This window comes from Streptomyces sp. JLBJ103 (assembly GCF_058215575.1).
The window spans coordinates 7,875,947-7,900,606 of record NZ_CM177089.1 but is presented as its reverse complement, the minus strand read 5'-3'; the positions used below and the strand labels follow the sequence as shown (position 1 = coordinate 7,900,606).

Sequence of the window (24,660 nt, the reverse complement as noted above, 5' to 3'; positions counted from 1 at the left end):
ACCTCCATCCGACCTCAGCACACTCACGACGCCGGCGCCCTCCGCAGCCCGTACAGACCGGCCCCGAGGACCAGTACCGCGGCCCCCGAGAGCACCGAGGTCAGCGGCAGGGCGCAGGCCAGGGCCGCACACCCGGCCAGGCCCAGCGCCGGCACCGCGCGTACCGGACGCCCCTCGGCCGGGGTGAGGGTCCAGGCCGCGGCGTTGGCGATGGCGTAGTAGACCAGCACGCCGAACGACGAGAACCCGATCGCCCCGCGCAGATCCACCGTGGCCGCCAGGACCGCCACCACGGCTCCGACAGCCACCACCGCGTGGTGCGGCACCCCGAACCGCGGATGGACCGCGGCCAGCGCTGACGGCAGCCGCCGGTCGCGTGCCATGGCCAGGGTGGTCCGCGAGACTCCCAGGATCAGCGCCAGCAGCGAGCCCAGCGCACCCACCGCCGCGCCCACACGCACCACCGGCACCAGACCCGGCAGCCCGGCGGCGCGGACGGCGTCGGCCAGCGGGGCCGTTGCCCCGGCCAGCCCGTCAGCGCCCAGCACACTCAGCACCGCGATCGCGACCGCCGCGTAGACGGCCAGGGTGATACCCAGCGCCAGCGGTACGGCGCGCGGGATGGTGCGTGCCGGATCGCGCACCTCCTCGCCGAGGGTGGCGATCCGGGCGTACCCGGCGAAGGCGAAGAACAGCAGCCCCGCGGCGCGCAGCACCCCGCCGGGGGTGGTGTCGCCGCCCGGGTCGAGCCGGGCGGCGTCGGCCGCGCCGGAGGTGAGCGCGCCGGCCACCACGGCGGCCAGCACCGCCAGCACAACGGCCACGATGACCCTGGTCAGCCAGGCGGCCTTGCGGACACCGAGGTAGTCGACCGCGGTCAGCGCCACCACGGCCGCCACCGCCACCACCCGCGCGTGGTCCTGCCAGACGTACGCCCCGACGGTCAGCGCCATCGCCGCGCAGGACGCGGTCTTGCCGACCACGAACGCCCATCCGGCAAGATGGCCCCAGAACTCCCCCAGCCGCTCACGGCCGTACACATAGGTGCCGCCCGACGCGGGGTAGCGGGCGGCCAGCCGCGCGGAGGAAGTGGCGTTGCAGTACGCCACCACCGCGGCCACCGCCAGGCCGATCAGCAGCCCGGATCCCGCGGCATGTGCCGCGGGGGCGAGGGCGGCGAAGATCCCGGCGCCGAGCATCGCGCCGAGGCCCACCACCACCGCGTCGAACACACCGAGCCGGCGTCCCAGCTCCGACGGTGGGCCGGCGGAGCCGGGGACAGCGGACTCGGTCGGCGGCTGGCTCATGACTACTCCCGGGCGGCGCGGCTCCTGCGGTTGAGTCGCAGCGTAAGGCCCTGTGGCAGCAGCGTGAGTCGCTCGGTGACCCGGAGCCGGTAGCCGGGGTCGGGGTGCAGATCGTAGCGGCGCACCAGCAGCCCCAGCACCAAGGTGGCCTCATGGAGGGCGAACTGGCGGCCGATGCAGGCGCGGGCCCCGGTGCCGAACGGCTTGAACACCTGGGCGGGACGGGCGCGTACCGCCTTCGGCGCGAAGCGGTCCGGGTCGAACGCCTCGGGGTCCGGCCCCCACACCTCAGGGTCGCGGTGCAGCATCGCGGTCAGTACCAGCGCCCAGGCACCGCGCCGCATGGGGTGGATCCCGCAGAGCATGGTGTCGTGGAGCGCTTCGCGGGCGTACGCGGGAGCGGTGGGCCACAGTCGGAGCGATTCGTCCAGGACCCGGCGCAGATAGCGGACCTTGGCCACCTGCTCGTACGCGGGCTCGTCGGTGTCGCCCCACACCTGGTCCACCTCGCGCTGTGCGCGCGCCAGGACATCGGGGTGGCTCGCGAGGTAGTGCAGGGCGAAGGACAGCGCGCCGGAGGTGGTCTCATGGCCCGCGACCAGGAAGGTGATGACCTGGCGGCGGATGTTCTCCGCGGACAGCCGCTCACCCGTCTCCGGATGGGCCACCTCAAGCATCCGGTCCAGCAGGTCGGCGTGTCCGCGCGGGGCCCCGTCGGCGCGGCGGGCGGCGACGATGGCGTCGACGGTGCGGTTGAGGTACGCCATGTCGGCCGCGTTGCGCCGCTCGGCGCGCCGCATCAGGGGGGCCGCTCCGGGCGGGAGGACATTGCGGCGCTGGGCGTGGGAGAGCGTGCCGACCATCGCGGAGACGAAGGGGTGGGGCCGGTCGCGTTCGAAGGAGCCGAAGTCGTGGCCGAACCCGGTTCTGGCGATGGTCTCGAGCGTCAGCTTCGTCATGTCGCCGGGCACGTCCACCGCGGCGCCCGCCTTCTCCCGGCCGTCCCAGGTGTCCGTCAGCCGGGCGGCGACGTCCAGCATCGCCCGATGGTAGCCCTCCATGGCGGTGCGGCTGAACCCGGGCGCCAGGATGTCGTGTGCCAGTTGCCAGTTGGGCTCGTGGTTGTAGGCGGTGAACAGCCCGTCGCCCACCACGGGGCGGAGGTTGGCGACCCCGAGGCCGACGTGTTTGGCGAACCGGGACTCGTCGGCCAGGTCCGCGGCCGGCTCCGCGCCCCAGACGAAGACGATCTCCCGGCCGAACGCCTTCCGCCGGAACACCGGGCCGAGCCGGCGCGCCATCCGCATCGAGTCCTGGACCGGAGTGCGCGGGTTCACCCCGAGGACATCGCCGAGCAGTGGCAGCCGGCGCGGCGGACGCGGGATGCGGTGGAGCTCGGGCCAGCCCAGCTCCGCGCCGCGGAATCCGCTGGGCACCGTGGCGCCGTCCGCCGCTCCCGCCGTCTGCGCCATATGTGCCATCTCCCTCGTGCGCGGCGGTCCGTGGGGAGGTCCCCGCCGCTTGTTATACGTGGATTCAATAGCGCGTTCAGTCTGATCCTGGTGTTGAACCGGCGTCAAGTAGGGTGCTGCCATGGCCGCCAACCCCTGTGGGCGCACCCGTCGCCGGATGAGCACCGAGGAGCGCAAGGAGCAGTTGCTGTCGGTGGGGGCGCGGCTGTTCGCCCAGCACCCCTACGACGATGTGTGGGTCGAGCGGGTGGCCGAGATCGCGGGAGTTTCCCGGGGGCTGCTGTATCACTACTTCCCGACCAAGCGGGAGTTCTTCGCGGCGGTGGTCCGCCGGGAGAGCGAGCGGATGCTGACGCTCACGGAGGCGGTGCCCGGACTGTCGTTCCAGGAGCAGATCACCACCGGCCTGGACACCTTCCTCACCCATGTCGAGCAGCACGCCTCGGGTTTCCGCACCTTCCACCGCGCGGAGGCGGCGGGCGATCCGACGGTGCGCGCGGTGCACAAGCAGTATCTGGCGGGGGTGGAGGAGCAGATCCTCGAAGCCCTCGCGGCGGACCCCTCGGCGGTGGACCCGCCCCGGGACCCGCGCGCGCTGCGTCTCGCCGTACGCGGCTGGCTGGCCTTCATGGTCGCCGTCTGTCTGGAGTGGCTGGACGAACCCGGTCCGTCCCGGGAGCAGGTGCGCGAGCTGTGCGCAAGGGCGCTGATGGGGGCGCTGGCACCCGCCCCATGAGCCGCCCGGGTGGGCGCGCGAGCGGTCGAGGCGCTCCGGAATGGCCGGGCGGCCGGTCGGTGTTACGGGAGTGTCACCGCCGGTGCGGCGCACCGGACGCATGTCGCCGGGCGACCGGCGACCGACCGACGAGGAGGCGGACCATGCCGCTGCAGGGCGAGTACCGGCCGAGCCCGGAGAAGTGGGTGCGTGACCAGGTCGAGCTGATCGAGAGCTCCGGGGGCACCAAGGGCACGACGATCAGGGGCCTGCCCGTCGTGCTGCTGACGACGCGGGGCGCGAAAAGCGGCAAGATCCGCAAGACCCCGCTGATGCGGGTGGAGCACAACGGCCGCTATGCCGTCGTCGCCTCGCTGGGTGGCGCCCCCAAGCACCCGGTCTGGTACCACAACGTGGTGGCCGACCCCAGAGTGGAGCTGCGGGACGGCCCGGTGCGCCAGGACATGACGGCACGCGAGGTCACCGGCGATGAGAAGGCGCTGTGGTGGGAGCGTGCGGTCCAGGCGTACCCCGACTACGCCGACTACCAGCGGAAGACGGAGCGGCAGATCCCCGTCTTCGTACTGGAACCCGCGGCCACGCCGCACTGAGCCACGCCCCCACCCCGGTATCCGGGCCACGCCGGCCCCCTGAGGTCCGGCGTCAGAGCGAGACCTTCCGCCCCACTCCGTGCTCCCGCGCGGCGGCCAGCACCAGTGCGGCCGCGGCAGCGTCCTGCACCGCCACGCCCACCGACTTGTAGAGGGTGATCTGGGTATCCTCCGTACGGCCGACGGCCGTTCCCGCCACCAGTTCCCCCAACTCGGCCCGAACATGGCCGGGGGTGATCAGACCGCTGTCGATCGGGTCGGCGAGATCGCGGTTAGGAGGAACGGCGGACAGCGCCGCCGCGCGCGACTCCACGAACAGCAGCGCGTCGGCCACGGTGGCGTCGTCGATCTCCCGCCCCCGTGGGTTGTAGCCGACGGAGGTGATGTGCGTGCCCGGTGCGATCCAGGAGCGGCGGACGACCGGTTGATCGGCGTAGGTGGCCGCGCAGACGACATCGGCACCGTCCAGTGCCTCCTGGTACGACGCCGCGGCACGCACCGCCGCCCCGCTCGCCGCCGCCTCCTGTGCGATCTCCCGCGCGAACGCCGCAGTCCTGGTGCGGTCCCGGCCCGCGACGCGTATCTCGCGGATCGGCCGCACCCGGACGGCCGCGAGCGCATGGGCCCGCGCCTGCGGCCCGGTACCCAGGACGGCCAGCACGGAGGCGTCCTCACGGGCCAGCAGCCGGGCGGAGAGCGCGGAGCAGGCTCCGGTGCGGGCCGCCGTGATCCAGGTGGCGTCCATCAGCGCCGCGGGAGCTCCGGTGTCCGGGTCGAACACCAGCATCACGCCCTGCCGCACCGGGACCGGGCCGCCCGCGTTGCCGGGGAACACCGACACCGACTTGCTGATCAGAGCCCGGGTCGAGGGCACATAGGCGGGCATGTCCACCAGCATCGTCGCCGGGTCTTCGGGGAGCGCCGCCCCGGTGCGGGCGGGGACGACAGCGCGCCCGGCGCTGAGGTCGGCCATGGCCGCGGCGAGCGCGTCGATCAGCGCATCGATGTCCAGCAGGGCGGCGACGTCATCGTGGCCGAGGATCAGCATGGGGGCAGCGTAAACGACGCCCGCGCGGTGGCGATGCACACCGTGAGGCCCGCCACAGCGGTCACGACGCATGCGTGGGCGCGGGCCGGGTAGCGGAAGCCGAGCAGAGTCAGATCCTGATCAAGAAAGACATATCAACCATGACAACCGCGAACACATCCGGCCTCGTACCCATTTACGACAGCATGGTGGCCGAGCACGGGGATGTGCCCACCCAGACCCGCGAGGCCGCGGAGCAGATCCTGCGGGAGGTCGCGGAAGTCCTGGACTGGAACCGGCTCCGCCCCCGCGACTGACGCCGACGCCCCCGTGTGCGGGGCGGCGGCAACGCCGCCCCCACTCGATCCCAGCATTTCCCCACCCCTTCCTTGGATAAGATCGTGATGACGCACCGCACTTGATGTCGTCGACGCTTATTTCACGAGGGGAATCAGTGACTACAGGGATCGAAACCTTCGAGTTTCAGGTCGAGGCGCGCCAGCTGCTCCAGTTGATGATCCATTCGATTTACTCGAACAAGGACGTCTTTCTCCGTGAGCTCGTCTCCAACGCCTCCGACGCGCTCGACAAGCTGCGGCTGGAATCGCTCCGCGACGGAAACCTCGAGGCGGACACCTCTGATCTCCACATCGCCATCGAGGTCGACAACGAGCAGCGCACCCTGACCGTGCGCGACAACGGCATCGGCATGTCGCACGACGAGGTGGTGCAGCTGATCGGCACCATCGCCAACTCCGGTACCGCGAAATTCCTCCAGGAATTGAAGGAGTCGAAGGACGCGGCGGCCTCGCAGGATCTCATCGGCCAGTTCGGTGTCGGCTTCTACTCCAGCTTCATGGTGGCCGACGAGGTCACCCTGCTGACCCGGCGCGCCGGGGAGAGCCAGGGCACCCGCTGGGAGTCCAGCGGTGCGGGCACCTACACCATCGCACCGGTCGACGACGCCCCACAGGGCACCGCGGTCACCCTGCGGCTGAAGCCGGAGGACACCGAGGACGCGCTCTACGACTACGCCTCTCCCTGGAAGATCCGGGAAATCGTCAAGCGGTACTCGGACTTCATCACCTGGCCCATCCGGATGGCGGCCGAGACACCGTCGAAGGTCGCGGCGGACAGCGAGGAGGCCGGTGACGACAGCGCCGAGGAGGCAGCCGCGCCGGAGGCCGAGACGGTCAACTCGATGAAGGCGCTGTGGGCGCGTTCGAAGGACGAGGTGACCGACGACGAGTACCACGAGTTCTACAAGCACATCAGCCACGACTGGAGCAACCCGCTCGAGACCATCCGCATGCAGGCGGAGGGCACATTCGAATACCAGTCGCTGCTGTTCATCCCGTCCCGCGCACCGCAGGACCTGTATATGCGGGACCACAAGCGGGGCGTTCAGCTCTACGTGAAGCGCGTCTTCATCATGGACGACTGCGAAGCGCTCATGCCGGAGTATCTGCGCTTCGTCAAGGGTGTGGTCGACGCGGCGGACCTGTCGCTGAACGTATCGCGGGAGGCCCTTCAGCAGGACCGCCAGATTCAGCTGATGCGCCGGCGTCTGGTCAAGAAGGTGCTGTCGACGGTGAAGGACATGATGTCCGGCGCCCCGGAGCGCTACACCACCTTCTGGAAGGAATTCGGCCCCGTCCTCAAGGAGGGTCTGCTCGGCGACTTCGAGAACCGCGAGACGATCCTCGGCCTCTGTTCGTTCGCCACCACCCGGGACGCGGAGGAGCCGACCACCCTGCGCCAGTACGTGGAGCGGATGAAGGAGGGGCAGGAGCACATCTACTTCATGACGGGCGAGTCGCGCTCGATGGTGGAGAGTTCGCCCCATATGGAGGCGTTCCGGGACAAGGGGTTCGAGGTGCTGGTCCTCACCGACCCCATCGACGAGCTGTGGGTCGACGCGGTCCCGGAATTCGACGGCAAGCAGCTGCGGTCCATCGCCAAGGGCCAGGTCGACCTGGACACCGATGGCGAGAAGGACGAGGAGGCGGAGGCCGAGCGGGAGCGGCAGAAGCAGGACTACGCCGATCTGCTCTCCTGGATGACCACGACGCTCAGCGACAGTGTCAAGGAGGTGCGGCTCTCCTCGCGGCTCACCACCTCCCCGGCGTGCATCGTGGGCGACGCCCATGACGCCTCCCCACAGCTCCAGAACATCTACAAGGCGATGGGGCAGGAGCTGCCCGAGGTCAAGCGGATCCTGGAGCTGAACCCCACGCATCCGCTGGTGATCGGGTTGCGCACGGCCCATGGCGAGCGCGAGGACGACGCCGGGCTGGCCGAGACCGCGGAGCTGCTCCACGGAATGGCCCTGCTGGCCGAGGGCGGGGAGCTGACCGACCCCGCACGCTTCATCAAGCTGGTGGCCGGACGACTGGAGAAGACGCTGTAACCCGCGAAACAAACATTCCGGGCATATCACCAGGGGTGGGCCACGATGGCCCGCCCCTGGTGGCGTCCAGGCCCCGGACGACGAGAGAGTGCGAGAAAATATCTCGCACAATGTGTTAACTCTTGCTCGATCTTCTGCTAACAATGTCGTCCGTCAGAGTTCGCGCCGACCCACTTCCCGGGTCGGCCCACTCCAAGGGACGTACGACATGGGCTCTCCCCCACCCTCCTCCGCACCGCGGCCCTCCCCACCGCTCAGCCGGCGCTCCGTGCTGCGCGGCGCCGCCGGGGCAGGGGCCATGGGGCTGCTGGCCGCCTGCGGCGGCCGGTCCGACGCCGCTTTCCACGCCGACGCCGGCCCCTGGCGCCGGTACGCCGGGACCACGGTGAACTTCATCTCCGAGAACACCGCCCCCACCGCCGCGATCGCCGCCGATCTGAAGCCCTTCACCGAGCTCACCGGCATCCGCGTCAACATCGTCACGCTCGAGTTGTCCGCACTCGCACAGAAAGTCGCCCTCGACCTCGCCTCGGGCAACGGTGAGTACGACGTGGTGTACGCGGACCCGTACCAGGTGCTGGCCCCCTACGCACCGGCCTTCGCCGACCTCAGGGAGTTCGCTGAGGATCCCGGGCTGCCCCGGCTGCCCGGCGGCTTCGACGACTTCATCCCCACCCATCTGGACGCGGCGGGCCGCTTCGGCGGCGACGGCAAGATCCTCGCGCTGCCCTACGACTGCCCGACCATGGTCTGGCAGTACCGCGCCGATCTCTTCAAGCGGTACCGCGACCGGATGGCGGACGACCTCGGCTTCGATCCGATGCCCTCCGACGACACGACGTGGGAGCAGTACTACGCCATCGCCACGTGGTTCAACGACAAGACCGACGAGGTGCGCTACGGCACCGGCCACCAGGCCAAGCAGCATGACGCGCTGATGTGCGACTTCTCCAATCTGCTCTGGTCCTACGGCGGTGACTACTTCGACGGCGGAACCCGGGTCGGCCGCATCGGCACCCTCGACCCCGGACCGTGCCGGCTGGACTCGGACGCCGCGATCGCGGGCGCCGACTTCTACCAGCGGCTGCTGAAGATCGCCGACCCCGGCTCCCGCACCTGGGACTGGGACGGACTCGGCTCCGCCTTCCGCGCCGGACGCATCGCCATGTGCCCCAACTGGCACGAGTACGCGGCGTCCAACGAGGCCGCGATGCCCGGCAAGGTCGGCTACGCCCGGCTGCCCAAGGGCCCGGCCCGCTCGGCCGGAATGTACGGCGGCACCGGCATCGCCGTATCCAACGTGATCCCCGAGCGGCGCCGCCAGGCGGCTTGGCTCTTCGTCAACTGGGCCACCGCGCCGAAGACCCAAGTGGCCAACCTGGCCAGCAAGGTCGGCGGTGGCACCCCCACCCGTACCTCCGTCTACGGGATGCCACGGGTCACCGCGGCTCAGCACCGGCCCTCGAAGATGGCCAACATGCTCTCCGCGGCCGCGGTCAAGAAGACCTGGCGGTCCGACACCATCGGCCTGCGGCCGAAGATCCCCATGTGGGCGGAGTGCGACACCGCCGTCTACACCCAGCTGTCCGGCATGCTCGCGGGCGACGCCTCGCCGGAGTCGGCCATGCGGGCCGCCGGCAGCCGTATCGACCGTATCGTCGCCCGAGGGTGGGTGAACTGACCATGGGTTCCCTGACGACCGGCCTCCACCGGGCCGAGCGCTCCTCCGGCCGCCGTATCCGGCTGTCCCTCCCCGGCTTCCCCGGGCGCATGATGGCCCCCGGCCTGCTGGTGCTCGCCGGTGTCTCCCTGCTGCCGTTCGTGGCCGTGGTGGTCATGAGCTTCTCGCGGGTGCATCTGCTGGGCGGACCGCGGCTGGAGGGTGCCGGAGCGGACAACTGGACCCGGCTGTTCACCGACCCCGACATGGCGTGGGCCTGGGTCAGAACCGCCGGGTACTTCATGCTCACGGTGGGCGGCGAGATGGTGCTCGGCACCGTACTGGCGATCTGTCTGTGGCGGCTGCGGCACGGGCGCAACGCCGCGCTCAGCCTACTGCTGCTCCCGATGTTCGTGGCGCCCGTCATCGTCGGACTGCTGGGCCGCTTCCTCACCGACTCCACCTTCGGGCTCTACTCGTGGCTGCTGGGCCAGGTCGGCTACCACGGCGATCTGATGGGCGACAAGACGACCGCGTTTGTCTCGGTGACCCTGATGGACATCTGGGAGTGGACCCCGCTGGTCACCCTGATCGCACTGGCCGGGCTGACCTCGGTGCCCTCCAGCGTGCTGGAGGCGGCGTCCCTCGACGGCGCCGGAATGCCACGGACCCTGCGTCATATCGTGCTGCCCGCCATCGCCCCGGTGCTGCTGGTAGCACTGCTGATCCGGTCGATGGACGCGCTGCGCTACTTCGACATCATCTGGAACACCACGGGCGGCGGACCCGCGGACGCCACCAAGACGGCGTCCATCAAGCTCTATGAAACCGCCTTCCGCTTCTTCGACTTCGGCTACGCCGCGGTGGCCGGACTGCTGATGCTGGCCGTCACCACCGTCGTCGCCCGCTACTTCGTCCGTCTCCTCGACCGGAAGGGGCTGGCCCGATGACCGCCTCCACCACCGGTGCCGGGCCGCTGGAGCGCGGCAGCCGCGGCTCACGCGTCCTGGTCCGTGTTCTTGTCGCCATCGCGCTGATATGGACGCTGATCCCGCTGGGCTGGATGCTGCTGTCGTCCCTCAAGCCCACCGCGGAGGTCACCGCGGCCACCCCCGATGTGTGGTTCGGCCCCACCCTGGACAACTACCAGAACCTGTTCAGCGGCGGCAACAACCTGTGGCCGTATCTGCGCAACAGCGTGGTCGCCGCGGGCTGTTCCGCCCTGCTGGCCACCGCGCTCGGCGCGCTGGCCGGATACGGTCTGGCCCGTACCAAGGCCCGGGGCAAGCACCATCTGTCGTTCTGGATCATCTCCACCCGGATGGCGCCGATCGCCGCCGTGGTACTGCCGATCTTCCTGATCTTCCGGGTGCTGGGGCTGATCGACACCCTGCCCGGTCTGGTACTGGCCTACCTCAGCTTCAATCTGCCGTTCGCGATCTGGCTGCTGAACGCCTTCTTCGCCCAACTCCCCCCATCGCTTGAGGAGTCGGCCCAGGTGGCCGGGTGCACTCCGTGGCAGGCGTTCCGCCATGTGGTCCTGCCGCTGACCCGCCCGGGTCTGGTCACCACCTTTGTGCTGTGCCTGGTCTTCTCCTGGAACGACTACGCCTTCGCCCTGGTCCTCAGCGGACCGCGCACCCAGACCCTGCCCATCGCCGCGAGTCAGCTGGTCACCCAGACGGGTATCGACTGGGGTCAGCTGACCGCCATCGGCACCGTCGTGGTGGTCCCGATGATGCTCGTCGGCCTTGCCGTACGCCGGTGGCTGGTCACCGGCCTGACCATGGGAGCCGTGACCGGAGAATGAGCGCCGACGCCCTGCCCTCCGACATCCCCGACACCATGCGCGCCGCGGTGCTCCACGCCCCGAAGCAGCTGGAGATCCAGCGGCGCCCGGTGCCCCGCCCCGGCCCCGGCCAGGTCCTGGTCCGGATCGAAGCGGTCGGCATCTGCGGTTCGGATGTGCACTACTACGAACACGGCAGGATCGGCGACTTCGTCGTCCGCGCCCCCATGGTGCTGGGCCATGAGCCCAGCGGCACCGTGGTCGCGCTCGGCCCCGGTGCCCGGCGCCACACACCGGGCCAACTGGTGTCCCTGGAACCGGGTGTACCGTGCGGCCGGTGCGCCCAGTGCCGCCACGGCCGCTACAACCTCTGCCCCGAGGTGTCCTTCTACGCCACTCCGCCGGTGGACGGCGCCCTGTGCGAATACGTCGCCGTCGACGAGGACTTCGCCCATCCGGTGCCGGACTCCCTTGAGCCCGAGGCGGCCGCCCTGCTGGAGCCGCTGTCGGTCGGGGTGTGGGCATGCCGCAAGGGCCGTGTCACCGCCGGTTCCCGGGTGCTGGTCACCGGCGCCGGGCCGATCGGTCTGATCGCCGCCCAGACGGCACGGGCGTTCGGCGCCGCCGAGGTCGTGGTCACCGATGTCGAACCCCATCGGCTCGCCGCGGCAAGGGAGTTGGGCGCCACCGCCACCGTCGATGTGCGCGCCACCCCGCTCACCGACACCGGTTTCACCCCCGATGTACTGGTGGAGTGCTCCGGGGTACCGGCGGTGGCCGACGAGGCCATCCGCACCGTCGGACGGGCCGGGCGTGCGGTGCTGGTCGGCATGGGCGGGGACTCGGTCCCACTGCCGCTCGCGCATGTGCAGAACTTCGAGATCGAGGTCACCGGCACCTTCCGGTACGCCAACACCTGGCCGACCGCGATCGCGCTGGCGGCCTCCGGTGAGGTGCGGCTCGATCCGCTGGCCACCCATCACTACGGCCTGGCGGAGGCGGAGCGGGCACTGACCGTGGGCGCCCAGGACCCGACGGCCCTCAAGGCGGTGGTGCGTCCGCGGACCGGCTGAGCACACCATCACCCCGCTGCGGGCGCGCCTGAGCTGCACCGATGTCCGGGTGCGCTGAGCGCTCCGCGAGACGTGCCGCGTGCCGTCTTGCGGCTGCGGCCCTGTCGTGGCTGGTCGCGCCCACGCGGCGGAGCCGCACATCGACACAGCCCCGCGCCCCTGCGGGGCGCAACCACACCGCACCGGACTGAGCGGTGCCACTCACCGGCACCCCGCCACGGGCCCGTCCGCCTCACAGCTGGTCGGCCACCGCGGCGTCGATCAGCCGACGCAAGCCGTCTGTGTAGATCCGGTGGTCGGTCAGCGCCGGGAGGACCACGTCCAGATGGCCGGTCAGCACGGGGAAGTCCTCGGGGTCCAGTGCGGCCAGCGCGGTGCGGGCGGTGGCCGTCGCCCGCTTGGTGTCGCGGTGGTCCACGAAGGCGACGGCGCCGAGGGTGAACAGATACATCTGCCGGTAGGTCTCGATCGCGGCCCGCGGTGTCATCCCGGCGGCGAGGCTGTGGGCGAGCTGCGGTTCGACGAGCCTGCCGAGCATCCGCGGACCGAACCAGGCATGGCCCGCGCGCAGCGCCGCCAGCCCCGGATGGGCGTTGAGCACCTCGTAGAGCCCGTGGAACCGGGTCTCGGTGGCGGTGGCCCAGTCGGCATCCGCGGCCACCTCGGGCAACTCGGCGGCGAGGCGGTCCGCGCAGGCGGCGAGCAGTCCGTCCAGATCGCCGCAGCGCCGGAAGACGGTGGCGTGGGAGACGCCGAGCCGCTGGGCCACGGCGCGAAAGCTCAGGGCCTCGGGCCCGTCCTCGTCGATGACCGCCAGGGCGGTGTCCGCGATCTCGTCCAGCGTCGGCCGATCGGCCTCCGGGGGTCTTCTGCGCGCGCTCCTCACGGGGGACAAGCGTAGCGAACGTTCGGAACAGCGGAACATACACTGGTTGAAACAGTGTTTCAGCGCCAGGAGGTGTCCCGGTTGACCGTGAGCTATCAGGACGTACGGGCGGCGGCGCGGCGGGTGGCGGGGCAGGTACGGCCCGTCGCCCTCGCCCCGGTGGAGGAGGGGGCGCTCGGCGCGGCACGGGGCTGGCTGGCGCTGGAGTTCCTCCAGCACACCGGCTCCTTCAAGGCCCGTGGCGCATTCACCTTCGTGCGTGGCCACGCCGAGGCGGGCACTCTGCCGGAGGCGGGTGTGGTGATCGCCTCGGGCGGGAACGCCGGTCTGGCGTGCGCATGGGCGGCCGCGCGCCACTCCGTGCCCGCCGCGGTGTTCGTGCCCGAGACCGCGCCCGCCGTGAAGGTGGCGAAGCTGCGCCGGCTCGGCGCGGAGGTCCATCAGGTGGGCACCGAGTACGCGGACGCGCTGGACGCCTCGCGGAAGTACGCCGCCGAGACCGGGGCGCTCCCGTCGCACGCCTATGACCATCCGCTGATCGCCGCCGGGGCGGGCACCCTCATGGAGGAGATCCACCAGCGGCTGCCGGAGCTGGACACCGTGGTGGTGTCGGTCGGCGGTGGCGGTCTGTTCACCGGGGTCGCGGTATCCGCGCTGAAGCACGGGGTCAAGGTGGTAGCGGTGGAGCCGGAGCGCTGCCGGGCCCTGAACGCGGCGCTGAAGGCCGGCGAGGTGGTCGATGTCCCGGTCGACTCGGTCGCGGCGGATTCCCTCGGTGCGCGACGGGCGTCGGCGATGGCTCTGAACTGGGCCCGGAGGGACGGGGTGCGGTCCGTGCTGGTGCCCGACGAGGCGATCGTCTCGACGCGGCAGGCGCTGTGGGACGACCGCAGGCTCGCGGTGGAGCACGCCGCGGCCACCGCGCTCGCGGCCATCACCTCGGGTGCGTACGTCCCCCGCCCTGGGGAGCGGATCGCCGTGGTGCTGTGCGGCGCCAACACCGACCCGGGCGATCTGGTGCACCGCGCGGCCTAGGTCCTGTCCGGTGGGTCTTTGAGGAGCAGCCCGCGGCGTCTGGTGCCGTGGATCGCAAGGCGGAGGATCGCCCTCGTACTGGGCGTACTCGGGCGACTTTCGACAACGCAGCGAGGTGCGGTGCCAGGCGCCGCGGGCCCGATAAGACCCGCCGGACAGGGCCTAGTGAGGACACCCGGCTGCGCGCCGGTCCGGGTGGTTCACGGACCGGCGAGGAGCCGAACAGGTGGCGCGGCCGGTCACTCGCCCGCGTGCGCCTTCTTCAGAGCGGCGATGTCGAGCTTCTTCATCGTGAGCATGGCCTCGGTGGCGCGCTTGGCCTTCTGCGGGTCCTCATCGGTGACCAGGTCCAGGAGGACGGACGGCACGACCTGCCAGGACACCCCGAACTTGTCCCTGAGCCAGCCGCAGGCGACCTCCTCGCCACCGCCCTCGGTGAGCTTGTTCCAGTAGTGGTCCACCTCGTCCTGGTCGGCGCAGTGGATCTGGAACGAGATGGCCTCGTTGAAGGTGAACTCGGGGCCGCCGTTGAGGGCGACGAACTTCTGGCCGTTGGCCTCGAAGTCGACGGTCAGCACCGAACCGGCGGGGCCGGGCCCGGCCTCGGTGTAACGGCTGATACGGCCGATGCGGGAATTCTTGAAGACCGAGACGTAGAACTGGGCCGCCTCCTCGGCCTGGCCGTCGAACCACAGGCATGTGGTGAATCCGTCAGTGGCCATCGGTGCCTCCTGCTGGTGGGAGTGTTTACCTGTACCGACTGCCGCCGCCGGGCAAACTCATCGGTGCTCGACGGGCCCTAGGACACCTGATGTCCGGTGATGTAGTCGTGCAGCCGTCCGGAGCCCTCGAGCATGTCGGTGGCGCGCCGGGTCAGCTCCTCATGGCGCCGGGCGATGGCGGCGCGCAGCGCCTCGCTGCTGCCCGTCCGGCGCAGTCCGTCGAGGACGGACCGGATCTGGGGCAGGGGGTAGCGGCTCTGCCGGAGCAGGCTGACCATGCGTGCGTCCCGTACGTCGGCGGGGGTGTAGCGGCGGTAGTGGGTCATCGGCTCGCGCTGCGGGGCGATCAGTCCGAAGTCCTCCCATACGCGCAGGGCGGAGGTGCGGACACCGAGCCGGGCGGCGACCTCCCCGATGCGCAGACCCGAGCGGGGTACCGAGGTGGAGTCCGGGGCCTGCCCGGCGATCGTCTCCAGCGCCTCGCCCGCGGCCCGGAGGGAGAGCCGCTGTTCGTGCAGGGCGGCGTGCGCGGCGTTGACGAGGGTGAGGGCCCCAGGCAGGTCGTCGTCGTGGACGGCGCACATCACCGCGCGGGCGGTGTCCGGCCCGTACCCCTTCAGCAGCGCCCGGTGGGCGAGCAGCGCCCCGCGGTGCCGGGTGTCGAGCCTGCGGTAGCCGGAGTCGGTGCGCTCGGCCGGGGGCAGGATCCCCGCGTCGACGTAGTTGCGGATCTGCTGGGTGGAGACACCCACCAAACGCGCCAGATCGATCGGGCGCAGTGCGGTGTGCGGGGCGCTCATGGCCACGGCCCTCCCAACGGGGCTTGTCTGTCAGGGGTTCACGGGGAGTTGAAGGTTATCGCCCCCGCTCTCCCGCTGGATCACGGTGGATCGCGGCCCAACTGTCTACGGGCGGTTCAATGAAACACTTGAAGCCATGGAGCTCAGCCACAGCAACTCCGTTCTTTCCCCCTGCTCTCAGCCGATAACGGACTCGGCGCCCCCTGCCCCGGCCCGCACCGCCGCCGCCGCCGACAGCCATGACCTGATCCAGGTGCGTGGCGCCCGGGAGAACAACCTCACCGGTGTCTCCCTCGACATCCCCAAGCGGCGGCTCACCGTGTTCACGGGGGTCTCCGGTTCCGGTAAGTCCTCACTGGTGTTCGACACCATCGCCGCGGAGTCGCGGCGGCTGATCAATGAGACCTATACGGCGTTCGTCCAGAACTTCATGCCGTCCCAGTCCCGTCCCGATGTGGACGGGCTGCGCAATCTGAGCGCCGCGATCATCGTGGACCAGGAGCGGATGGGCGCCAACTCCCGTTCCACCGTGGGCACCGCCACCGACGCCCACACCCTGCTGCGGATCCTGTTCAGCCGGATCGGCTCCCCCATGGTCGGCCCGCCGACGGCCTTCAGTTTCAACATGGCCGAGGGCATGTGTCCCTCGTGCGAGGGTCTGGGCCGCGTGTCCGAGATCGACATCGATCAACTGGTGGACCGGGAACTGTCGTTGAAGGAGGGTGCGATCACCGTCCCCGGGTTCGCGGTGGACAGCTGGCACTGGCAGGTGATGGCGCAGTCCGGCTTCTTCGACCCCGACCGCAAGCTCAAGGACTACACCCCCCAGGAGTGGCGGGACTTCCTCCACAAACCCGCCACCAAGATCAAAACCGGTTCCCAGCAGCTCACCTACGAGGGCCTGGCCACCAAGGTGCGCAGGCTCTATCTGACCAAGGACCGGGAGTCGATGCAGCCCCAGGCACGGGCGTTCGCCGACCGGGCGGTCGCGCTCACCGGCTGCCCGGACTGCCACGGCACCCGGCTGAACGAGGCGGCCCGGTCCTGTCTGATCGACGGCCGCTCGATCGCGGACTGCTCGGCGCTCCAGATCAGCGATCTGGCCGCGTTCGTCCGGTCCATCGAGGACACCTCCGTCGGACCGGTCCTGGAGACACTGCGGGAGACGCTGGACTCCCTGGTGGAGATCGGCCTGGGCTATCTGAGCCTGGACCGGGAGTCGGGAACGCTCTCCGGCGGTGAGGCCCAGCGGGTGCGGATGGTCCGACACCTCGGTTCGGCGCTCACCGATGTCACCTATGTGTTCGACGAGCCCACGGTGGGTCTGCATCCGCATGACATCGAGCGGATGAACGAGTTGCTGCTGCGGCTGCGCGACAAGGGCAACACGGTGCTTGTGGTGGAGCACAAACCGGAGACCATCCGGATCGCCGACCATGTGGTCGATCTCGGTCCCGGGGCGGGCGTGGCCGGAGGACATATCACCTACGCGGGCGACCTGGCCGGGCTGCGCGCCTCGGACACCCTCACCGGCCGCTGTCTGGACCGCCGGGTCCCGCTGCGGGAGAAGGCGCGGCGGCCGGCCGGACACCTCCCGATCCGGGGCGCACGGACGCACAATCTGCGCGATGTGAGCGTGGACATCCCGCTGGGGGTGCTCACCGTGGTCACCGGTGTCGCCGGATCCGGCAAGAGCTCGCTCATCCACGGCTCGCTCACGGGGCGGGAGGGGGTGGTCGTGGCGGACCAGTCGGCGATCCGCGGCTCCCGCCGCAGCAACCCCGCCACCTACACCGGGCTGCTGGACCCGGTCCGGGCGGCGTTCGCCAAGGCCAACCGGGTACGGCCGGGCCTGTTCAGCGCCAACTCCGAGGGCGCGTGCCCCGCCTGCAAGGGCATCGGCCTGATCTACACCGATCTCGGCATGATGGCCGAGGTGGCCTCGGTGTGCGAGGAGTGCGGGGGCAAGCGGTTCCGGCCGGAGGTGCTGGCCTACCGGCTGCGCGGCAAGAACATCAGCGAGGTCCTGGCGATGTCGGTGACCGAGGCCCGTGACTTCTTCAGCACCGGCCATGCCCGGGTGATCCTGGACCGGCTGCTCGCGGTGGGGCTGGGCTATCTCGGGCTCGGCCAGCCGCTGTCCACCCTGTCCGGCGGGGAGCGCCAACGGCTCAAACTGGCCATCCACATGGCCAGGAACGGGACCACCTACATCCTGGACGAGCCGACCACCGGACTCCATCTGGCCGATGTGGACCAGTTGCTGGAGCTGATGGACCGGCTGGTGGACGACGGCAACACGGTGATCGTGATCGAGCACCACCAGGCCGTGATGGCCCACGCCGACTGGATCGTGGACCTCGGCCCGGGGGCCGGACACGACGGCGGCCAGGTGGTGTTCACCGGCACCCCGGCCGACCTGGTCGACACCGGCACCACGCTCACCGCCCGCCATCTGCGCGCGTACACCGGGGGCTAGCCACCGGTGGTCCCGGGGCGCCCCCGGGATCACCGGACGCATCGCGGCGCTCTTTAGCGACGCATGGTGTCCGCGCACCCGGTGCAGGACGGCGGCGGGACCCGCGGGACATCAGGGTGTGGACGAGGGCCGCGAGCACCCCGAATCCGGCGGCGCTCAGCAGCGCCCCGGGGAGGGAGCGGGCCGCGATCGGTCCGGCCAGGCCCGCCCCGAGAGCGAAGCCGGTGATCTTCAGGCTGGCGCCGGTGGTGACGATCTGGCCGCGCAGCCGCTCCGGCGACTCCCGGTGGCGCACCGCGAACAGGGCGGTGAGGCCGGGCCCTTCGGCGGCTCCGGCGAGGAGTGCGGCGGCGATGACCGCGGCGGGCCGACCGGTGGCCGCCAGCAGCGACGCCATGGCAAGGACCAGGGCGCTGCCCCCGATGACGGCGTCGGGACGCAAGCGCCCCGGGCGGCGGGAGAGCAGCGCGCCCGCGGCGAGCGAGGCGGCGGCGGAGGCGGACAGCAGCAGCGTTCCGCGATCCGCCCCGCCGAGGACTTCGGCGCCGAGCAGCGGACAGCAGGTGACGAACGCGCCCTCGCCCGCGCAGGTGATCACAGATGTGGCGGTGGCACGGGCCAGCGCCCGGTTGCGCAGGATGGTCCGTACCCCGGCGGTGAGTTCGGCGGGGACCGAGCGCTCGGGAGGTGAGGGCGGCGCGGCCGGGCGGTCCGGGGGCGGAGCGTGGCAGCCGGGCGACGGACCCGGGCCTTCCGGCCGCCGGATGCTGGGCAGTGTCCAGGCCGCGGGCAGCGCCAGGCAGAGCAGGCCCACGGCCACCGTCACCGCGGCCGGTGCCCCGGCCAGGGCCGCGACCGCTCCGGCGAGGGCGGGGCCCACCAGGGCTCCCAGGCTGAAGGTCATGGCGTCCAGCGCGTTGGCCCGCGGTACGGCCTTCGGCGGTATCAGCCGGGGCAGTTGGGAGGTCCAGCCGCCCGACAGCACCGGGCCCACGAGCCCCGCGCCCAGCGCGATGCTGAGGGTGACGGTGAACGGCGCCCGCCCGAGGCTCAGCAGGAGCGCGGCGAGCGCGAGGGCGTGCAGAGCGAGGGCTACGGCGAGCACCCGGCCCGGCCGGGCGGACCGGTCGAGCAGTGCCCCGGCCACGGGGCCGCCGGCCGCCGCCGCGACGGTGAAGCCCGCCAGCAGGGACGACGCCGAGGACGCCGAGCCGGTGAGGGTGAGCCCGGCCAGCAGCAGCGCGGGCCCCGCCGTCTCGTCCCCGGTGCGAGCGGCGGCCGCCCCGAACAGATACCTCCCGAGCGAGTAACGCTTTTTCATGCACGGCACGTTACGGAGGTAACGCAGAACTCCACCAGGTGCGTTACATTGAGGCCATGCCGCCCTCGCACGACGACTGGTCCACCCGGCATTCGGTGCAGGCCACCGCGCGCCGTACCGCCGCCTTGGTCAACGCCCTGGCGGAGGAGCGCCCCGAGCCCGCCGCCATCGCCGAGGTGCTCCTCGCCCACGGCGAACCGGACCCCCACAAACTCTCCGCCGAGGACGTGGCCGCGATGCGGGCCGCCGCCCTACGGCTGCGCGAGGTCTTCGCCGCGGCGGACACCGACCGCGCCGCGTCGGTGCTCAACTCCCTGCTGCGGGAGGGCACCGGCCGGATCCGGCTCAGCTCGCACGACGGCACCTCCCCCTGGCATCCGCATCTCGACAGCGACGACGACGCCCCGTGGGGCGAGTGGTTCCTCGCCTCGTCCTGTATGGCGCTGACCGTGCTGATCTGGGACCGTCAGCGCCCGCCCGGCGGCGTGTGCGCCTCGCCGAACTGCCGCGCTGTCTTCCTCGCGCTGGGCAGTGGCTCCGAGCGCCGCTACTGCTCCCGGCGGTGTGCCACCCGCGAGCGGGTCGCGGCCCACCGGCGGGCCCGGGCCTGACGGGGGTGATGTCCGGCGACCGCCACCGGCGGTCCTACGGATGCGGTGGCCCCCGTGGTGGCCGAGGCTGAGGGCTCTCTCGTTGGCCCGAAAGAGGCAGCATGACTTCAGCCGTGCGCGCGGCGGCGCCCCCGATCTCCCCGGGTCCCGTACCGGGACCGCTCGGCCCGGCGGTGTCCGAGCGCCCGCCCCTGACCGGACGTGTCCACCGGCGACGAACGGGCGCTGGGCCGGGCCTGCCGGACCCTGGCGGAGTGCGGGCCGTGAGCTGAGCGCCCTGCTGCCCGCCTGAACCCGCTGTGCCCTCCCGGTGGTTTCCGCGCGCGCGATGGAGTAGCCCTTGCTCACCCCCGCGCGCCGCGCACCCCCTAACGTGAGTTGATCAGCACGGCGGAGCAGGGAGACAAGCGCGTATGACGGAGTTGGCGGTCACCTACCGGGGGCCGGGCACGGTCTACCCCTGGCACTGCGACCACATGTGACATATGAACGTCATGTGGTACGTGGGCAGATTCGATGAGGCCACCTGGCAGTTGATGGCCTCCGTCGGCATCACTCCGGACTATCTGCGCTCCGAGGGCCGTGGCGCCGCCGCGGTGGACCAGCGAATCTCCTACCGGCGGGAGCTGCACGCCGGGGACACGTGCTGATCCGCTCGGCGTTCCTGGAGGCCAGTGCGAAGGTGGTGCGCTTCTGCCACCGCATGGAACACGCGGTCACCGGTGAGCTCTGCGCGGTCACCGTGCTGACCGGGGTCCATATGGACACCGTGGCGCGCAAGGCGGTCCCGATGCCGGATCACCTGCTGGAGGCGGCCCGTAAGGCGGTCGTCGACCTGGACCCCTGGGAGTGACCCGCCCCTCCCGGCGGATGGCCACGATGGATTAGCGATCACTCATCGCCGTGGCCGGGGACGGTGGTCCACTGGATGTGGCGGCCGGGCCGTGGGGACGGAACCCGGGCCGCGAGCCCCGGCGGTGTCAGACCGGCCAGGGGCTACCCCGCTCCGCCCCCGAGCGGGGCCGAAGCGGCGGCTCCCGGGGGCGGACGCGGGTCCACACCGGATCAGTGCGCCGGGCCGTCGAGCCCGGCGCCCGCCCCCTCCCCGAAAGGCAATCCGCATGGCATCAGCACAGCCGGCGCGCGGCGCGCGGACGGACCAGCCGTGGACGGCCGACCGGCTCAGGTCGGCCGTCCACACCGTCGTGTCCGCCCATGACCCGGCCACGACCGACCCGGTGGAGTTCCTGGGCGCGCTGTTCGACGCCGGGCTCGCCTGGGTGCACTTCCCGCCCGGACACGGCGGGCTGAGCGCGCCACGCGCCCTCCAGTCCGTGGTGGACGACGAACTCACGGCCGCCGGAGCGCCACAACGCGCCTCGGGCCTGCACACCATCGGGCTGGGCATGGCCGCCCCGGTGCTGCTCGCCTTCGGCGACGAGGCACAGCGGAAGCGGTTCCTGCGGCCGCTGTTCACCCGCCAGGAGGTGTGGTGCCAGCTCTTCAGCGAACCGGGCGCCGGTTCCGACCTGGCGGCGCTGGCCACCCGGGCCGAGCAAGACGAGACGACCGGGGACTGGGTGGTGAGCGGCCAGAAGGTGTGGACCTCGGTGGCACACGAGGCGCATTGGGGGCTGCTGGTCGCCCGGACCGCTCCCGAACTGCCCAAGCACCAGGGGCTGAGCTACTTCCTGGTCGACATGCGGGCCCCGGGCGTCGAGGTGCGGCCGCTGCGCCAGGCCACCGGTGAGGCCGAGTGCAACGAAGTGTTCCTGACCGATGTGCGGATCCCGGACACCCACCGGGTGGGCGCGGTCGGCGACGGCTGGAAGGTGGCGTCCGGCACGCTGATGAACGAGCGGGTCGCCATCGGCGCCGGAGCGATGCCGCGCGAGGGCGGTCTGATCGGCGGTCTTGCCCGGCTCTGGCGGGAGCGGCCCGAACTGCGCACCGCCGGGCTGCACTCGTCCGTGGTGCGTGCCTGGGTGGACGCCGAGGCGCTGCGGCTGACCGCGGAACGGCTGCGCCAGCAGCTGGCCGCCGGACAGCCGGGCCCGGAGGGCTCCGCCGCGAAGATCGCGTTCGCCGGTCTCAACCAGCGGATGTCCGGGCTGGCCCTGGACATCCTCGGCGAGGAGGGGCTCGGCTACGACGACTGGACGTTCCGGCGGCCGGAGCCCGACGACGACTTCTCCACCCGCTCGTACGGCTTCTTCTACCTGCGGACGAAGGGCAATTCGATCGAGGGCGGCACCACGGAGATCCTGCGCAATGTGATCGCCGAGCGGGTGCTCGGACTGCCGCCGGAGCCCCGGACCGGCAAGACCATCCCGTGGAAGGACCTCCCCAGGTGAGCACCGAACCCGCAGCCGATCTGCTGTACAACGAGGTCGAGGACGAGCTACGGCTTCCGCTGCGCGCCCTGCCGGCCGACCGCTGCCCGACCGGTGCGCTGCTCACCCGGCTCGAGAGTGACGAGCCGTACGACACCGAGCTGTGGCGCGCGCGCTCGGTGCCGAGCTGGGGGTGACGGGTCTGAGCGTGCCCGAGGAGAGGGGCGGCGCGGGCGCGGGCTGGCGGGAGACGGGCGTGGTCCTGGAGGAACTGGGCCGGGCCGTGGCGCCGGTGCCGTATCTGGGCAGCAGTGTGCTCGCGACGGCCGCGCTGATGGCGGCGGACGAGACCCGGGTGCTGGGTCGAAGCCGAGGGTTTGGAGCATCACACGCTGGAACTGCGGTTCCACGGCGCCGAAGGACACATGTCGGCGGTCGGCGGTCTCGTAGGTGTCGTAGAAGTGCGCACCGCCGTCCAGCCAGTTGGTGCCCGGCTGGGACGACCAGGCGCCCCGCTGGGAGAGCGCGTAGAAGATGCCCATCCGCTGCGCCACGCCGTCGGTCATCGCCGCGTCCACCACCTGCCCGCGGCCGGTGGCGGCGCGCGACTGGAGCGCGGCGAGGATCCCGACAACCAGCAGCATGCCTCCGCCGCCGAAGTCGGCGAGCAGGTTCAGCGGGATCACCGGCCCGCTGCCGGGCCATCCGATGGCGGCCAACGCCCCGGAAAGTGCGGTGTAGTTGATGTCGTGTCCGGCGGCCATGGCGAGTGGCCCGTCCTGGCCCCAGCCGGTCATCCGGCCGTAGATCAGCCGCGGATTGCGCTCCAGACAGGCGTCGGGGCCGAGTCCGAGGCGCTCCATGACACCGGGGCGGAAGCCCTCGATGAGCACATCGGCGCTGCCGAGCAGCCGCATCGCCACCGCCGGCCCTTGCGGATGCTTCAGGTCGACGGCCACCGAGCGGCGGCTGCGGCCCAGGATCACATCGTCGAAAGGTTTGCCCACCTGGGCCGGGCGGTCGATCCGGATGACCTGGGCGCCGAGGTCGGCCAGCACCGTCGCACCGAACGGACCGGGCCCCTGGGCACCGATTTCGACTACCTTCAGGCCGGTCAACGGCCCCATGTTCGCCTCCTTGCGCCGCACCGCCGGGGCACCCCCAGCCGCTGGAACACGGTGGGGGCACGGGGTGCGGAGGACAGTGGATCTGCCGTGCCGGCCGGGTTCGCGGGGACACGGATGGGAAGCGACCGCGGATCCGAGGCGGCCCACCCGGTGCGCCTGCGGTGCGTACCGGAGGTGTGGGGCGTGGTGGCCGGAGGGATCCGCGGTGGGTGACCGCCCGCTCGGCGGGCGCCGCTGGCCTCAGTGTTACGAGCCGGTAGCCACGATGTCCAGCGGTCCGTTGCGCCCGGTGGCCGGACCAGTAGTCCTACGGATTCGCACCCCCGGCGGCGGACGTTGGATGGCGGAAGCACAGGCGGTGCCGCCCAGGGTGACGGCGCCACCGTCGAGGCGACGGGCCCCTGGTACGCCGGGCCGGCAGACCCCGCGTACCGGGCCGAACGCAACCGACACGTCGCTCCGCAGCGACCCACCGCTTCGCAGGAGGAACACCATGCCGGACTCCCCCCGACGCGTCGCCATCGTCACCGGTGCCGCCCGTGGCATCGGCGCCGCCACCGCCAGACGACTGGCCGCCGACGGTATGGCGGTCGCGGTCTGGGACCTGGACGGCACCGCGTGCGCGTCCGTGGCCGACGAGATCGCCGAAGCCGGTGGCACGGCCCTGGTGGTGACGGCGGACGTCTCCGACAGCACCCAGGGGGGAGGCGGCCGTCACCCGGGTGGCGACCGAGCTGGGCCCGCCGGTGGTCCTGGTGAACAACGCCGGGGTGCTGCGCGACAACCTGCTGTTCAAGATGTCCGAGCCGGACTGGGAGACGGTGATGGGCGTCCATCTGCGCGGCGCCTTCCTGGTGACCCGCGCGGCCCAGCGGTACATGACCGAGCTGCGCTGGGGCCGGGTGGTCAATCTGTCCTCGACCCTCGGCCCTGGGCAATCGCGGCCAGGCCAACTACTGGGCCGCCAAGGCGGGTCTCCAGGGCCTCACCAAGACCCTCGCCATCGAACTGGGCACGTTCGGCATCACCGCCAACGCGGTGGCGCCGGGCTTCGTGGACACCGAGATGACCCGGGCGACCGTGGCCCGGGTGGGCATGGACTTCGAGGAGGTGCGGCGGCACATGTGCGAGCGGATCCCGGTGGCCAGGATCGGACGGCCGGAGGACATCGCACACGCCGTTTCGTTCCTGGTGAGTGAGGACGCGGGGTATGTCTCCGGACAGGTCCTGTATGTCTCGGGCGGCCCTCAGGGATGAGAGCGCCGGGTACGCGTACCACCGG

21 protein-coding genes and 3 pseudogenes are annotated in these 24,660 nt (G+C 71.4%); 16 read left to right on the top strand and 8 right to left on the bottom strand.

Going from position 1 to position 24,660, the window contains the following annotated elements:
• Positions 1–23 precede the first annotated feature (23 nt).
• Together AC4BEG_RS33780 and AC4BEG_RS33775 are read right to left on the bottom strand one after the other, a co-directional pair.
• Positions 24–1,307, bottom strand: coding sequence for an APC family permease (locus AC4BEG_RS33780; protein WP_490703470.1), 1,284 nt, complete (start codon positions 1,305–1,307; stop codon positions 24–26).
• Positions 1,308–1,309: 2 nt separating this feature from the next.
• Positions 1,310–2,779 carry a cytochrome P450 gene (locus AC4BEG_RS33775; protein ID WP_490703469.1) on the bottom strand — a complete coding sequence of 490 codons (1,470 nt, stop codon included), beginning with the start codon at positions 2,777–2,779 and terminating at the stop codon, positions 1,310–1,312.
• A 121-nt stretch (positions 2,780–2,900) separates the two neighbouring features.
• On the opposite strand from AC4BEG_RS33775, the gene AC4BEG_RS33770 reads away from it, so the two are divergent.
• Entirely contained in the window at positions 2,901–3,515 is a 615-nt protein-coding gene (locus AC4BEG_RS33770; RefSeq protein WP_490703468.1) for a TetR/AcrR family transcriptional regulator, read from the top strand.
• 143 nt (positions 3,516–3,658) lie between these two features.
• Positions 3,659–4,105, top strand: a complete 447-nt coding sequence (locus AC4BEG_RS33765; RefSeq protein WP_490703467.1) for a nitroreductase family deazaflavin-dependent oxidoreductase — start codon at positions 3,659–3,661, stop codon at positions 4,103–4,105.
• A gap of 52 nt (positions 4,106–4,157) precedes the next feature.
• Here the strand turns inward: AC4BEG_RS33765 and AC4BEG_RS33760 are convergent, their stop codons facing one another.
• Complete coding sequence (locus AC4BEG_RS33760; protein WP_490703466.1) at positions 4,158–5,153, bottom strand: ornithine cyclodeaminase family protein; 996 nt, start codon at positions 5,151–5,153, stop codon at positions 4,158–4,160.
• A gap of 140 nt (positions 5,154–5,293) precedes the next feature.
• On the opposite strand from AC4BEG_RS33760, the gene AC4BEG_RS33755 reads away from it, so the two are divergent.
• The 6 genes from AC4BEG_RS33755 to AC4BEG_RS33730 all read left to right on the top strand — a co-directional run bounded on the left by AC4BEG_RS33755 (position 5,294) and on the right by AC4BEG_RS33730 (position 12,064).
• The gene (locus tag AC4BEG_RS33755; protein ID WP_490703465.1) at positions 5,294–5,449 is read left to right on the top strand and encodes a hypothetical protein; all 156 of its coding nucleotides are present in this window, start codon (positions 5,294–5,296) and stop codon (positions 5,447–5,449) included.
• A 197-nt stretch (positions 5,450–5,646) separates the two neighbouring features.
• Positions 5,647–7,542, top strand: a complete 1,896-nt coding sequence (gene htpG / locus AC4BEG_RS33750) for a molecular chaperone HtpG (RefSeq protein ID WP_490707294.1) — start codon at positions 5,647–5,649, stop codon at positions 7,540–7,542.
• A gap of 208 nt (positions 7,543–7,750) precedes the next feature.
• Complete coding sequence (locus tag AC4BEG_RS33745) at positions 7,751–9,223, top strand: extracellular solute-binding protein (protein ID WP_490703464.1); 1,473 nt, start codon at positions 7,751–7,753, stop codon at positions 9,221–9,223.
• 2 nt (positions 9,224–9,225) lie between these two features.
• Positions 9,226–10,152, top strand: coding sequence for a carbohydrate ABC transporter permease (locus AC4BEG_RS33740; protein WP_490703463.1), 927 nt, complete (start codon positions 9,226–9,228; stop codon positions 10,150–10,152).
• Entirely contained in the window at positions 10,149–11,012 is an 864-nt protein-coding gene (locus tag AC4BEG_RS33735; protein WP_490703462.1) for a carbohydrate ABC transporter permease, read from the top strand. The genes AC4BEG_RS33740 and AC4BEG_RS33735 overlap by 4 nt, the downstream gene beginning before the upstream one ends.
• A complete protein-coding gene (locus tag AC4BEG_RS33730) occupies positions 11,009–12,064 on the top strand; it encodes an NAD(P)-dependent alcohol dehydrogenase (protein ID WP_490703461.1) in 1,056 nt (351 codons plus the stop codon). The genes AC4BEG_RS33735 and AC4BEG_RS33730 overlap by 4 nt, the downstream gene beginning before the upstream one ends.
• A 232-nt stretch (positions 12,065–12,296) precedes the next feature.
• On the opposite strand, the gene AC4BEG_RS33725 is transcribed toward AC4BEG_RS33730, so the two are convergent.
• Positions 12,297–12,950, bottom strand: coding sequence for a TetR/AcrR family transcriptional regulator (locus AC4BEG_RS33725; protein ID WP_490703460.1), 654 nt, complete (start codon positions 12,948–12,950; stop codon positions 12,297–12,299).
• Between the two features lie 72 nt (positions 12,951–13,022).
• On the opposite strand from AC4BEG_RS33725, the gene AC4BEG_RS33720 reads away from it, so the two are divergent.
• Positions 13,023–13,985, top strand: coding sequence for a serine/threonine dehydratase (locus AC4BEG_RS33720; protein ID WP_490703459.1), 963 nt, complete (start codon positions 13,023–13,025; stop codon positions 13,983–13,985).
• A gap of 239 nt (positions 13,986–14,224) precedes the next feature.
• Here AC4BEG_RS33720 and AC4BEG_RS33715 read toward each other — a convergent pair whose 3' ends face one another.
• Both AC4BEG_RS33715 and AC4BEG_RS33710 read right to left on the bottom strand, forming a co-directional pair.
• Positions 14,225–14,707: a VOC family protein gene (locus tag AC4BEG_RS33715; protein ID WP_490703458.1), complete on the bottom strand. Its 483-nt coding sequence runs from the start codon at positions 14,705–14,707 to the stop codon at positions 14,225–14,227.
• Between the two features lie 77 nt (positions 14,708–14,784).
• Complete coding sequence (locus tag AC4BEG_RS33710; RefSeq protein ID WP_490703457.1) at positions 14,785–15,507, bottom strand: MerR family transcriptional regulator; 723 nt, start codon at positions 15,505–15,507, stop codon at positions 14,785–14,787.
• 136 nt (positions 15,508–15,643) lie between these two features.
• Here AC4BEG_RS33710 and AC4BEG_RS33705 point away from each other — a divergent pair, with 136 nt between their 5' ends.
• A complete protein-coding gene (locus AC4BEG_RS33705; protein WP_490703456.1) occupies positions 15,644–17,986 on the top strand; it encodes an ATP-binding cassette domain-containing protein in 2,343 nt (780 codons plus the stop codon).
• Here the strand turns inward: AC4BEG_RS33705 and AC4BEG_RS33700 are convergent.
• A complete protein-coding gene (locus AC4BEG_RS33700) occupies positions 17,949–19,307 on the bottom strand; it encodes an MFS transporter (protein ID WP_490703455.1) in 1,359 nt (452 codons plus the stop codon). The genes AC4BEG_RS33705 and AC4BEG_RS33700 overlap by 38 nt on opposite strands.
• 56 nt (positions 19,308–19,363) lie before the next feature.
• Here AC4BEG_RS33700 and AC4BEG_RS33695 point away from each other — a divergent pair, with 56 nt between their 5' ends.
• The 5 genes and pseudogenes from AC4BEG_RS33695 to AC4BEG_RS33675 form a co-directional block, all read left to right on the top strand.
• Positions 19,364–19,918, top strand: coding sequence for a CGNR zinc finger domain-containing protein (locus tag AC4BEG_RS33695; RefSeq protein ID WP_490703454.1), 555 nt, complete (start codon positions 19,364–19,366; stop codon positions 19,916–19,918).
• A 503-nt stretch (positions 19,919–20,421) separates the two neighbouring features.
• On the top strand, positions 20,422–20,568 hold the full coding sequence (locus AC4BEG_RS33690) for a hypothetical protein (protein ID WP_490703453.1): 147 nt from the start codon (positions 20,422–20,424) through the stop codon (positions 20,566–20,568).
• On the top strand, positions 20,562–20,771 hold the full coding sequence (locus tag AC4BEG_RS33685; RefSeq protein ID WP_490703452.1) for a thioesterase family protein: 210 nt from the start codon (positions 20,562–20,564) through the stop codon (positions 20,769–20,771). The genes AC4BEG_RS33690 and AC4BEG_RS33685 overlap by 7 nt, the downstream gene beginning before the upstream one ends.
• Before the next feature lie 268 nt (positions 20,772–21,039).
• Complete coding sequence (locus AC4BEG_RS33680) at positions 21,040–22,272, top strand: acyl-CoA dehydrogenase family protein (RefSeq protein ID WP_490703451.1); 1,233 nt, start codon at positions 21,040–21,042, stop codon at positions 22,270–22,272.
• Between the two features lie 142 nt (positions 22,273–22,414).
• Positions 22,415–22,513 (top strand): annotated as a pseudogene (locus AC4BEG_RS33675) (hypothetical protein); the annotation flags it as partial.
• 157 nt (positions 22,514–22,670) lie between these two features.
• Here the strand turns inward: AC4BEG_RS33675 and AC4BEG_RS33670 are convergent.
• Positions 22,671–23,378: pseudogene (locus tag AC4BEG_RS33670) on the bottom strand (CaiB/BaiF CoA transferase family protein); the annotation flags it as partial.
• A gap of 493 nt (positions 23,379–23,871) precedes the next feature.
• Here AC4BEG_RS33670 and fabG point away from each other — a divergent pair.
• Positions 23,872–24,635, top strand: a pseudogene (gene fabG, locus AC4BEG_RS33665) (3-oxoacyl-ACP reductase FabG).
• Positions 24,636–24,660 lie beyond the last annotated feature (25 nt).